The following is a 12,346-nucleotide window of genomic DNA, read 5'->3' as shown; positions in this document are numbered from 1 at the left end:
TCAGTCCGTTCAAACAAGAAAAATTTCAGAAGTAGCTATGGAAATCTTAGAATTAATTAGAAATAATCCAGAAATAACCTATGATGAGATTTCTGCAAGGCTGGGTAAAGCTCGTAGTGGTATTGCTAAACACATAAAGAAACTTCAAGAACAAGGGCTTATACGACGGGACGGACACGACTATGGTGGTAGATGGGAAATTATAGAAAAATAAACTTATTGTTTTGAATTATGACACACAGCGGTTTACAGGAAAAGAATTTTGAGGCCGATATAGAACAGTATCTTATCACAGAAGGAGGGTACGTGAAAGGTTCTCAGAAAACATACGATAAGGAAAAGGCCATTGACTTAGATACTCTCATTCGTTTTATCAAAGACTCTCAGCCTAAGGCTTGGGAGAAGTTTGAACGTGTGTTTGGATCTAATGCTAAAACTGAACTCTACAAGACGATGCAGGGCGACATCTTGAAGTATGGCCTTATTCATACGCTTCGTAAGGGTATCAAGAATAGGGGCATTGAGATTCAACTTTGCTATTTCGCTCCTGCCTCTTCGCTCAACCCTGAACTTATGGAGAAGTATCATAAGAATATCTTGGAGTGTACGCGCCAGTTCGTGTATAGCAAGGACGTGAGAAACTCTATCGATATGGTGCTCTCGCTCAACGGTATTCCTATAGTGGCCATAGAATTGAAAAACCAGTTCACGGGACAGGATGTGAACGACTCGATAGAACAATGGAAGCATGATCGTAACCCTAAGGAACCTTTGTTTCATTTCGATAACCGTATCCTTGCCTATTTCGGCTGCGACCTCTATGAGGCTGCCATGGCTACAGAACTGAAGGGTGAGAAGACTTACTTTATACCGTTCAACCAAGGTAGCAATGGGGCTGGGTTGGAGGTTCATCGTAAATGATAGGATATTACACCTTAAATGATATAGAGTAGAAAACCATCTGTTTTGTACTCTATATGGATAAAAGAAAAGCGGAAATCCTAAAAAGGATTTCCGCTTTCTTGATGGGTGGAGGGTGGGACTCGAACCCACGACATTCAGAACCACAATCTGACGCTCTAACCAACTGAACTACATCCACCATCTTAATTGATGTCCGCTATTGTTGTTTAGCGGGTGCAAAGGTAAGAGAAAAAAATGGTTCCACCAAATTTTTCTCTTACTTTTTTCAAAAAAAGTTTATTTTGCAGGAGATGTTGGTGCCTGAGGTGCATTCTGACCTGCTGCAGCAGGAGTTGCAGTGTTAGCATCGCTACTCTGACCAGGCATTGCAGGCATTGCAGTGTTGGTCGTAGTAGAAGTTTTCTCCATAACACTTTCTTCACCTTGAGCTTTTGGAGCGGTGTAAGCGCAAAGAACGCTGATGACAACCATGATGCCGGCAAAAGTCCATGTGAGTTTTTCAATGATATCGGTGGTCTTGCGAACACCCATGATAGAATTTGATGAAGAGAAGTTTGAAGCGAGTCCACCTCCCTTTGACTCCTGAATAAGTACGATTCCGATCATGAGGAATGATACCAGGACAATTAAGATAATTAATAATGTGTACATTGTTATTTATTGTTTTTATTATTTATAATCAATTTCTCTAAGAAACGCATCTGGTCTGCAAAGTAAGCATTTTTTTTCGGATAATTCAAATATAATCTCTGGATTATTTCCAATGCTTTCTCATATCTGCCTTGTTTGATGTAGATTCGTGCCAATGTTTCCGTGAAGTAGCTTTCGTCTGTTTCCTTTTCTTCTGTTGGGGAATCAGCTTGTTTTTCAACTCCTTCTTCCTCTTCTTGTTCCTCTACAGTCGTGTCAGGCATATTCTTGGTGGCCTCCTCTAGGTTATACTGTTCCTCAGGGATGAGCAAGTCTTCATCGATTTTCTCGTTTTGTTCTTGTTCCCCCTCTTCGGTAGACAGGTTGAAACCACCATCATGGATGAAGTTGTCGATGAGGTCGATAGTTCTACTTCCGGAAGACTTGGCTTCGCCGTCCTCCTGTTCCTGTACATCTTCGACCTTGTTGTCTTCATCTTCAGTCTCGAGTAGGTAGGCCACATAGTCAACGGCAGCATCGGCAGGAGTAGGCTTGCGGTGTTGCTTACTTGTCTCTTCGTTGTCTTCGTCGGCAGGGATTGATTCCAAGAAGTTGTCAATCAAGGCCACGGTTCTGCTACTGTTGTCCTGTTGGGTGGCAGCAGACTTGTCATCTTTGCGAAGAGTATGCAACTTGTAGTGCGCAGCCTCTATCATCTGGAAGAGTACCTTGCGGTCGGTGATATAGATGGCAGCCCGGCGCAATTCCTCGTCGAAGGACGGACTATGGAGTATGTATAGGTTCTGCAACATCAGCAGGCGTGCCGTCTGATAGTAAGGATGAAGGGCAAGAAGACTACGAAGGTCGTAGAGCGTCTCCTTGTTCATCTTTTCCGGATGTTGTATTAGTTGTGCTAACTCCATTACCAATTTGCGACTGTTGCGTTGAATATTTGATCGACGAGGTCTTTGATGATTTGTGTTACCAGTTCTTCCTGCACGCTGGCCAAACTCTGAGTAGTCTCATAAGTCTGTGCGGCGGTGAACTGTTTTTCGAAGTCCTCGCTGTGATTTTTATTATTTGTGAAGCGCACGTTTACCGTGATGCTCAACTCAGTCTGTGCAGAGTATCCCTCACTGGAAACAGATTTGTTACGCTGGGAATAGTTGGTGATCTCTCCCGAAATCTGCAAGTCACCGTTACGTTTTACCTGTTGCAGACGAGTGTGATTGGCAAACTCATCCTTGAGGGCATTGTTGAACATTGGACCCATAGGTCCCCATACATAGCTTGAACGAATAGGGAACTCGTCTATCTGGATAGTCTTGGTCTTGTTGTAGTCGATGCTAGAGCCATTGAATTTGTAGGAAATGCTGCAAGCGGCTACAAGGCAAGTGAGGACGCAGATAGGGAGCACTATCCATAGATAGCGATGCGCTGTTATTACCTTATTGTATATTTCTTTTAGAATATTCATTTTTCTTTTTGCTTGTCAAGACCGTATTGGTTGATTCTTCTGTACAAGGTTCGGTCGGAGATGCCGAGTTCCTGTGCTGCTTTCTTTCTGTTGCCTCCGTTGCGTTCCAAGGCTTTCTCCACCATCAGTCTGCCCAGATCGTTGAGGTTGAGCGTCTCCGGCTCGAGATCTTTGATTTCTTCGGCTTCAGCTTCGGCAATCTCGTTGCTTGGTTCATGATGTCCCGATTGTACCATTGGGAACTTCGCAGCCTCAGTATCTTGGAATGTCGGATTCTGGAATCCTGCAGCCCCGGCAAGACCGCGTGCTTCATCGAGTTGTTTGCGGAGGGTGTTCATGTCGCGTTTCAAATCGCTCACGTTGCCTCTTAGCTCGTATAGAATCTTGTATAGTATCTCGCGTTCACTCTCGTAGGAGTGCTGTCCCGGTTTGTTGGTCGTTGCCAGTTGCGTAGATTCGATATCACGAGGGATGTATTGAAGTAGGGTCTCTGTGTCTATTTCCCTCTTCTCGCTTAAGATAGACATTTGCTCGGTGATATTCTTGAGCTGTCGCACGTTACCAGGCCATTTGTATTGCAGCATAATCTGTTTGGCCTCGTCGGTAAGTATAATCTTTGGGATGCGATATTTCTCAGCCATCTGCATGGCGAAGAGGCGGAAGAGCAACAAGATGTCGTTGCCACGATTGCGGAGAGGAGGCATCTGGATAGGGATGGTATTCAAACGATAATACAAGTCCTCGCGGAATTTACCTTCGCTTACAGCCTTGCGCATGTTCACGTTGGTAGCAGCCACGATTCTTACATTGGTCTTGCGAATCTGTGTACCGCCAACACGGATATATTCTCCTGTTTCCAGTACGCGGAGCAGACGTGCTTGTGTTGCCAATGGTAGTTCACCTACCTCGTCGAGGAAGATTGTACCCTTGTCGGTGATGCCGAAGTAACCTTCACTTTCTCCGATAGCACCGGTGAAAGAACCTTTCTCATGACCGAACAGTTCGCTGTCGATGGTGCCTTCAGGAATAGAACCGCAGTTGATGGCAAGATATTGTTCGCGTCGGCGAGGGGAGTTGTCGTGGATAACTCTCGGAATGATTTCCTTGCCGACACCTGATTCGCCAACAATAAGTACGCTCAAATCTGTTGGCGCTACCTGAAGGGCAACGTCAAGAGCATGATTCAATTCATCGCAGTTTCCTACAATGTTGTATCTCTGTTTTACTTTTTGCAGTTCTGATGTATTCATTTAGCTGACAAATTTACATATTATTTTTGAGAAATGCGCAAATTTGGCAGTTTTTTTCGGGTTTTTAACCGCTTATTACTCTGTAAGAGTAGATTTTCTATCGAATTTGATGAGAAGTAGACCGATAGCTACCCATATCAGTTCGCGGAGACGGACGATTAAGGCTACGAAGATTCCTGCACTTGCGCTCATGGCAAGTCCTGTTGTGGAGAGAAGAAATCCGCCTTCTCTGCCGCCTAACTGGAGGGGCATGAAGAAGAGTAGGTTGGCGAGTAATGAGGTGAAGGCGAGGATGAGGATGCAGTCGATGTAGTTTACCTGTGGCATGAGTACCAAGAGTATAAAGAAAATTTCAAGTGCTGAACAGATTCTGCACATGAGTTCTAAGAGTACTGCTGTGATAAACGATTTGGGGTTCTGACGGTGGAGGGCTGCGATCTGTTCGTCGATGGTGTTGAGTTGTTCCTTATGGGTAGAGATAAACTGCTCAGTCCTTCTGTGTAAACCAGGAATATGTTTTGCAATGTTCATAGCCCTATAGGCCAATCCTTTGCGATATCCCTTCATGAAAAACCATATTCCGAGGGAGCAAAATGTGAAGGTCAACGCAAGGATAATCCCCATGAATAGGTGAATCGGTTGGGTGATAATGTAAAGAAATATGGATATAATCCAAAACCAGAAATGACTGAAAATGTGGGTCATCGCATAGAGTACCACGGAGGAAGTGGCTTTCTCGGTACCGATATGTGGCGCTAAGGACATGATGCGATAAGGTTCGCCACCCATGAGACCGCCTGGGGTGGCATAGTTCAGGGCGAAGCCGGAGACGGTTATCTTATAGAGCCAGAGAAAGTTGACCTTGGCCTTTAACGAACGGATGATGACATACCATGCTGATACGTTGAAGATGTACAGAAATGCCCAAAGGATGAGGACTGCGAAGAACCAATAGCCGGCATGTTGCAATCCCTGCCATACTTCGGTAAAGTTGAGCTGGCTCACCATGATGCCGAGTACAACGATACCAAAAATGAAGAAAGCATTCTGGTATTTCTTTCTCATCTCATCTACATCAATTCGTATTTTTAGAACTTTTCTGGTGTTAGAGCAAATGCTTTAACACCAGATGTTCTCTTTTATTTCTTCTGTGCCTCTTTCTTCTCGGTATGCTTGTCTTCCTTTGGAGGGAAAGGATCACCACTATGCTTCTTAGGAATGGCAAAGCGATTTTTCTCACTCTCGTCGCGTTTCTCATGATAGAGCTTCTTGAGCGGGTTCGTCAAAGGCTCATCATAGCGGTGGCGATTGTTGAATGAGTCGATAGCCAGATAGACGGCATGTCGGAAGCTGTCAGGACTCTCGATACACTTGCCTGCATTCTCGTAATCTACGGTCATATCGGATGCTGTCGTAATTGCAGGGAGGTTAGCCAAATAGACCACACCGGATTCCGGAGCGATTGTCTTGAAAGGTGCTGTACCCTGATCGTGGTACATCGCAAGGATACCATCGAAAGACTGATAATAACCGTTGCCAAAGAATTCGTCTGCCGCATAAGGACCGAATGTCTCTACACCCTTGTCAACGAGTTCATTGATTGTCGGAATGATGACCTCAGTCTCCTCCTTGCCGAAGGTACCGTCCTCGTTGGTACTTGGGTTGAGCGCCAATACGGCGATACGAGGGTTTGAGATATTGAAGTCGCGACGAAGGGTGTTGAAGAATATCGTGGCCTTTTCGGCGAGGGCTTCTTTCGTGATGGCATTGGCCACATCCTTGAGCGGGATATTCTCGGTGACAGAAGCCAGTCGGATCTGTTCGTTGACAAGGATAGGGAAAGCCTTTTGTCCCTCACCGATACAAGTTTCTATATATTTGGCATTACCTTTGAACTCGAACCCTTCGCCCTTGATGTTTGCCTTGTTGATAGGAGCTGTCACCAGAACATCGAACAATCCATTGCGATAGTCGCCCATAGCTCTGTCGAGGGCTTTGAGGGCAGCCGTTCCGGATTCCGGTGTCGCGATGCCCATATCGATCTTCGTTTCTTCGTCGTAGGTAGGCAACAGGTTGATTCTTCCATCTCTGGCTTCTTCTGCCGAGTTGATGATAGAGAAATTAGCCTGAATGTCGAGTACGTTGCGATGATAGGCAGCGGCTTTAGGCGAGCCGTAGATGATCGGAGTACAAATCTCCAGCATCTCTGGTTCTGCAAAGGTTTTAAAGATGAGCTCATATCCGATACCATTGGTATCGCCATGTGTGATAGCCACACGTATTTTATTATTTTCTTCCATAAGTAATGAATTTATTGTAGATAACAGCATGAAGCTGTCGCATGATGTTTCTTTTCTTGGTTTGTGGTGCGTAAGCAAAGGTTAACATAGCGATGTAATGATTACCTTGTGGGACGACTCTTGCTTCGAAAGGCCCTCCCATGGCATCACCTTTCATATCCCATAGTCCATAGAGATGCTGTTCTCCGTTAGCCGTTTCCTCCTCGTGTAGTGTGGCGGAAGTAAGTTGCATATGCATAGCATCTGTTTCGCCCTTGATATTCCGAGCCAGCATACTGTCGATGGCTTCTGTGGTTGGTTCGTTGATCCGTATGATGCAGATGTTCTTCATCTTCAGGGCATCGTTGTTGGATAGCCATATGAAATCTTTGCGTACCTTGCTCGATGTCATCTCCACAGGAATCGTCATCTGGATACCAAACTTCTTCCGTATCATTCGTTCCATTTCACGATTGCGATGACGACGGAGTTGAACAACTTGTTGTTCGGCCTCGAAAGCCTGTAGATATCGAATCACCGACTTGATATTGTGTGCGTTGGCCTCGATGATGATCTGCGGCTCAGCGTGCACGTTCAGTTTGTAATGGCATATTGTATCGTGGTCGTGCGAATAGATAACGATGGCCCGTGCATAAAGCATGTTGCCTTTTAGGTTTGCCGGTTTGATAGTCCTCACGTCAAAGTTGGGCTCCGGCTGAGGAAGTCCTTCCACATCAGTCGTGAGCGCCTTCCTTATCGTGTCGGCACTATCACCGGAGAGGATAACCTCGTAAGGTCGGGCTGTACTGTTGGGCAGTCGGTTCATTCTCTCACGACATCCGCAAATCATGATTAAAGATATCAACAGAATGATACTCCCGAACTTATTCATGTCTTTATTCCTTTTATTCCTGGTTGGCTCTGATTTCACCGATCTTCTTGCTCGTACTCAAGAGGCCGCAGGCTGCGAAGATATCCTGTCCGCGACTGGCACGAATCGTTGTGAATACGCCGTGTGAGGTAAGATAATCGCGGAAGGTCTCCATCGTCTTCTCGTCGGCTCCGTGGAGCGGAACGTTCGGTATCTGGTGGAAACGAATCAAGTTGACGTGGCATTCCAGTCCGCGGGTCAGTCGAATGATGGCCTTGGCATGGTCGATACTATCGTTGACACCTCCGAAAACGATATATTCGAAGGTGAGGCGACGCTGGTGAGAGAAGTCGTAGTTGCGTAACAATTCTACTACTTTCTCGATGCTCATGCCCTTCTGTGCCGGCATTAGTTGGGCACGTTGTTCGGGTAAGGGTGAGTGCATACTGATGGCAACTTGGCATTGACTCTCATCGAGGAAACGTTTCAACTTATTCTTGACTCCTACTGATGATACTGTGATGCGCTTTGGACTCCATGCCCATCCGTATTTGGCTGTAAGAATCTCTGTGGAGCGCAACACATTGTCGAGGTTGTCCATTGGTTCACCTTGACCCATGTACACAATGTTGGTGAGTTGGTCGACTTCCGGTAGGGAATAGATTTGGTTCAAAATGTCAGAAGCAGGAAGACTTCCTTCGAAGCCTTGCTTGCCAGTCTGACAGAACAGACAGTTCATCTTACATCCCACCTGTGATGATACGCATAACGTAGCATGATTATTTTCTTCAGGGATAAAGACCGATTCTACGAACTTACCGCTACGAGTAGGGAAGAGATATTTCACGGTGCCATCCTTAGAGCGCTGCTCGTCGATAGCCCCAGCACAACCAATCTCAAAATGCTCGGCCAGTTTCTCGCGGTTGGCCTTGGATAGGTTTGTCATCTCGTCGATGCTCTTCACGTGCTTCTCGTACAGCCATTTGGCAATCTGCCCACCTGTAAAGGCTGGCATACCTAATGTCTTGACGGCATCTTTCAGTTCGTCAAGGGTCATTCCCAAGAGTACTTTCTTTTCTTCGTTCATAGCTGCAAAGATAATAAAAAGTTGGGAAAATCACAGGTATGAATAGTGATTATTTGCAAAAAACTATTATCTTTGCACTTATATAATTATTAAAGCATAGAAAATGAGAGAAAAGATAGACTGTTTCTTGCCTGAAATTGGTGATGAAATGAAGGACACTTGCCAAATTCTTTCTGATGACAAGACAGTACAGCATATTCATATCGTAAAGAAGTCGATGACCTCTACGACTTCACTTTTGGAGATTAATGATACTACAGATGCCGAATTCGTACTTTTATGCATTCGTCCTACCAAAGTCGTGATAGGACAGAATTGTCTGCATCGTATGCTTCAGGTGGCTGTGGATACGCAGGCTGCCATGGTGTATAGCGATCATTATGCCATGGAAAATGGCAAGTTGGTGAAGCATCCTGTCATCGATTATCAGTCGGGATCCGTTCGGGATGACTTCGAGTTCGGTTCGCTGCTGTTGATTCGTGCCGATCTGTTCCATCAGTGGGCGAGAATGCAGAATGATGACAATGTGTTGCAATATGCGGCTCTTTATGATCTGCGCCTGTTCTTGAGTAGAAAGGGTGAGATTTTCCATCTGAATGAGTATCTCTATACGGAGGAAGAACTCGACTTGCGCAAGAGTGGTGAAAAGCAGTTTGACTATGTGAACCCTCGTAATCGTGAGGTTCAGATCGAGATGGAGAAGGTGGTCACAGCGCATCTTGCCGCTATCCATGCGTTAGTGGATGTGAATGATTATCTGAAACCAGAGTTTGATGAACAGCATTTCGATCAGGAGGCTTCTGTGATCATTCCTGTGTTCAATCGTGAGAAGACTGTGGCTGATGCCGTGGAGAGTGCGCTCACACAGAAAGCCAAATTCGATTTCAATGTTATCGTTGTCAACAATCATAGTACCGACCGTACGGGTGAAATCCTCGATGCGTTGGCAGCTAAGTATGAGCATCTGCATGTCATCGTACCGGAACGCGATGACTTGGGTATCGGAGGTTGCTGGAACGAAGCTATCAATTCCAACTTCTGTGGTCGTTTCGCCGTACAGCTCGATAGTGATGACTTGTATTCTTCTCCATATACTTTGCAGAAAATCGTGGATGCCTTCCATAAGCAGAAGGCGGCTATGATCATCGGTAGTTATAGAATGTGCGATTTCGACCTCAATACGTTGCCTCCCGGTATGATTGATCATAAGGAGTGGACGGATGATAATGGATGTAATAATGCGTTGCGTATCAATGGCCTTGGTGCTCCGCGTGCTTTCTTTACGCCTATTCTCCGTCAGTTGCAGTTCCCGAATACCAGTTATGGTGAAGACTATGCCTTAGGTTTGGCGTTTAGTCGCCATTATCGTATCGGAAGAATCTATGAAGAACTGTATCTATGCCGTCGATGGGGTGGTAATAGTGACAGTAATCTGAGTATCGAAAAGGTGAATGCAAATAATCTCTACAAAGATCGACTGCGTACGATGGAGATTATGGCTCGCAAACAGTTGGCTGCTGGTACTCTGGAGCATACCAACAACAGTCTTACCCGATTCTTCAATCGACAGATCGAGATATGGGATGACGTACGTAAACGTTATCGTGACCTGACACAGGTGAAGACACGAGATCTTGCCGTGGAAGGTGAGCATACTTCGATAAATCTTAAGGTACAGTTTAACCCAGCACGAATTGTAAGTACAGGGGCGAAGATAGACAAGAATACAATCGCCAAACGTGCATGTTTCCTCTGTGACCAGAATCGTCCGGATGTGCAGATGTCGAAGAATATCGACGGCAAATTCCATCTGTTGGTGAATCCGTTCCCTATTCTGCCAACGCATTTCACGATTCCTGCCCGTAAGCATAAGCCACAGGCGATACTCGAAAATTATGGCGAGATACATAAGATATTGAGTGAATACGACCAGTTGATGGTATTCTATAACGGTCCGAAGTGTGGTGCCAGTGCACCGGACCACATGCATTTCCAAGCTGGAACGAGTGGTGTGTTACCACTACAGACAGAATGGGGGCGACTGAGCAGAAACTTGGATGTCGTTATTGCTCTGAACGAGCAGGAGAGCCTTTCGGTTATCAAGGATTATCCTTGTAAGGCTTTCGTGATTCGTACAAAAACTGCTGAGGCTGATATGCAATTGTTCAGGAAACTCTATCGCTCTCTGCCACAGCAGAAGGATGAAACTGAACCTATGATGAATATCGTGGCTTGGCGACAGGATGATGAATATGTTAGCGTTGTCTTCCCACGAAAGAAGCATCGTCCGGATTGTTATTTCGCTGAAGATGACAGTAAGATACTTATCTCTCCGGGTGCTCTGGATATGGCAGGACTTGCGATAACGCCACGAGAGCAAGATTTCGAGCGTATTACGGGTAGTCAACTGTATGATATCTTGCAGGAAATGACAATTACTGATGAGACCATGCGTATAGTTCTCGATAAGTTGACGCCACATCTTGAGACGATGTTCGGTAACCAACAGCCTGACGTGACTGTCGGAATCGTATCGGCACAGAAGGTTCATTTCGTACTCAACAAACCTTATCTAGCCAAGGGTACGAAGGTGGAAGGAGAGCAGACTGTGGAATTCTCCGAGGGTGGTATCTTATGGAATGGTAATCAGTATAGTAAACTTACTTTCCATCCTCAGAGTAATGATGCTTCTTTCTCGCTCGACGATGTGACCATTGGTGTGAACTTCCATTGGGAACGTAAAGAGACTCAGACTTTCTTGGGGACGTTGTCTTTTGTCGTAGAGGAAGATAAAATCTGTGCAATCAACGAGTTGCCAGTAGAAAAATACTTAGAGAGTGTGATCTCGAGTGAGATGAGTGCTACTTCGAGTTTGGAACTTCTCAAGGCTCATGCTGTGATTTCCCGCAGTTGGTTGTTGGCACAGATGGAGAAACGCCGTAAGGTGGCTGAACAAGGCAATAGTTTCTTCTCTTTCGTAAAGAAAGATGATGAGTTGGTTCGCTGGTACGACCGCGAAGACCATACCATCTTTGATGTGTGTGCCGATGACCATTGTCAGCGCTATCAAGGTATAACCAAAGAGACTTCTCCACATGTCGCTGAGGCTATCAAGGCTACCCGTGGTCAGATCTTGATGAGTGGTGATGAGATTTGTGACGCTCGCTTCTCAAAATGTTGTGGTGGTGTCACCGAAGAGTTCCAGTATTGCTGGGAGAATATCAAGAAACCTTATCTATTGGCGGTACGTGATGGTAAACAAGAGTTGCCTGATCTCACTGTGGAAGCGAATGCAGAACAATGGATTCGTACGTCACCGGATGCTTTCTGTAACACGAATGATAAGAAGATTCTGTCGCAGGTGTTGAATGATTATGATCAGGAAACTGTGGACTTCTATCGCTGGAAAGTAACCTATACACAGGCGGAAATTCGTCAGTTGATAGAGGATAGTCTTAAGATGAGTTTGGGAGATATCTTGGATCTGGAACCTTTGGAACGTGGAAAGAGTGGTAGAATTTCTCGTCTCCGCATCGTGGGAAGTGAGAAGAGCTTCATTATCGGTAAGGAACTTGAGATTCGTCGCACACTAAGTTCTTCGCATCTTTACAGTTCTGCTTTTGTAGTAGACAAGGCAGAGAAGGATGCTAACGGTGTGCCACAGCAGTTTGAAATTATCGGTGCAGGTTGGGGACATGGAGTAGGATTGTGCCAGATAGGTGCTGCCGTTATGGGTGAACAGGGGTACAAATACGACCAGATCCTGTTGCACTATTATCAAGGTGCCGATATCAAGAAAATCTATAAATAAAAGAACGGAAACATTTG

11 protein-coding genes and 1 tRNA gene are annotated in these 12,346 nt (G+C 45.5%); 3 read left to right on the top strand and 9 right to left on the bottom strand.

Annotated elements, in window-relative coordinates; genetic code table 11:
- The first annotated feature begins 22 nt into the window (after positions 1 to 22).
- A complete protein-coding gene (locus tag K333_RS12835) occupies positions 23 to 214 on the top strand; it encodes a winged helix-turn-helix domain-containing protein (RefSeq protein ID WP_262498673.1) in 192 nt (63 codons plus the stop codon).
- Positions 215 to 231: 17 nt separating this feature from the next.
- Complete coding sequence (locus K333_RS0101870) at positions 232 to 921, top strand: type I restriction endonuclease (RefSeq protein WP_024989157.1); 690 nt, start codon at positions 232 to 234, stop codon at positions 919 to 921.
- A 106-nt stretch (positions 922 to 1,027) separates the two neighbouring features.
- Here K333_RS0101870 and K333_RS0101865 read toward each other — a convergent pair.
- From K333_RS0101865 to rlmN, 9 genes are all read right to left on the bottom strand, one after another.
- Positions 1,028 to 1,103 (bottom strand) — tRNA-His (locus K333_RS0101865).
- 97 nt (positions 1,104 to 1,200) lie between these two features.
- Positions 1,201 to 1,575 (bottom strand): preprotein translocase subunit SecG, encoded by a 375-nt coding sequence (gene secG, locus K333_RS0101860; protein ID WP_024989158.1) that lies wholly within the window; start codon positions 1,573 to 1,575, stop codon positions 1,201 to 1,203.
- A gap of 2 nt (positions 1,576 to 1,577) precedes the next feature.
- Entirely contained in the window at positions 1,578 to 2,477 is a 900-nt protein-coding gene (locus K333_RS0101855; protein ID WP_024989159.1) for a hypothetical protein, read from the bottom strand.
- The gene (locus tag K333_RS0101850) at positions 2,477 to 3,031 is read right to left on the bottom strand and encodes an LptE family protein (protein WP_051230832.1); all 555 of its coding nucleotides are present in this window, start codon (positions 3,029 to 3,031) and stop codon (positions 2,477 to 2,479) included. The genes K333_RS0101855 and K333_RS0101850 overlap by 1 nt, the downstream gene beginning before the upstream one ends.
- A complete protein-coding gene (locus K333_RS0101845; RefSeq protein ID WP_024989161.1) occupies positions 3,028 to 4,281 on the bottom strand; it encodes a sigma-54 interaction domain-containing protein in 1,254 nt (417 codons plus the stop codon). The genes K333_RS0101850 and K333_RS0101845 overlap by 4 nt, the downstream gene beginning before the upstream one ends.
- A 75-nt stretch (positions 4,282 to 4,356) precedes the next feature.
- On the bottom strand, positions 4,357 to 5,346 hold the full coding sequence (locus tag K333_RS0101840) for a lysylphosphatidylglycerol synthase transmembrane domain-containing protein (RefSeq protein WP_024989162.1): 990 nt from the start codon (positions 5,344 to 5,346) through the stop codon (positions 4,357 to 4,359).
- 74 nt (positions 5,347 to 5,420) lie between these two features.
- The gene (locus K333_RS0101835; RefSeq protein ID WP_024989163.1) at positions 5,421 to 6,581 is read right to left on the bottom strand and encodes a PdxA family dehydrogenase; all 1,161 of its coding nucleotides are present in this window, start codon (positions 6,579 to 6,581) and stop codon (positions 5,421 to 5,423) included.
- Complete coding sequence (locus tag K333_RS0101830) at positions 6,568 to 7,452, bottom strand: DUF4837 family protein (RefSeq protein WP_081657180.1); 885 nt, start codon at positions 7,450 to 7,452, stop codon at positions 6,568 to 6,570. The genes K333_RS0101835 and K333_RS0101830 overlap by 14 nt, the downstream gene beginning before the upstream one ends.
- A 13-nt stretch (positions 7,453 to 7,465) precedes the next feature.
- The gene (gene rlmN / locus K333_RS0101825) at positions 7,466 to 8,518 is read right to left on the bottom strand and encodes a 23S rRNA (adenine(2503)-C(2))-methyltransferase RlmN (RefSeq protein WP_024989165.1); all 1,053 of its coding nucleotides are present in this window, start codon (positions 8,516 to 8,518) and stop codon (positions 7,466 to 7,468) included.
- A gap of 103 nt (positions 8,519 to 8,621) precedes the next feature.
- Between rlmN and K333_RS12830 the strand changes: the two genes are divergently transcribed.
- Positions 8,622 to 12,329, top strand: a complete 3,708-nt coding sequence (locus K333_RS12830) for a DUF4922 domain-containing protein (protein ID WP_081657179.1) — start codon at positions 8,622 to 8,624, stop codon at positions 12,327 to 12,329.
- Positions 12,330 to 12,346 lie beyond the last annotated feature (17 nt).

Origin of the sequence: Segatella albensis DSM 11370 = JCM 12258 (assembly GCF_000426565.1) — a bacterium.
GTDB lineage: Bacteria > Bacteroidota > Bacteroidia > Bacteroidales > Bacteroidaceae > Prevotella > Prevotella albensis.
This window is presented reverse-complemented; position numbering and strand designations above follow the sequence as displayed.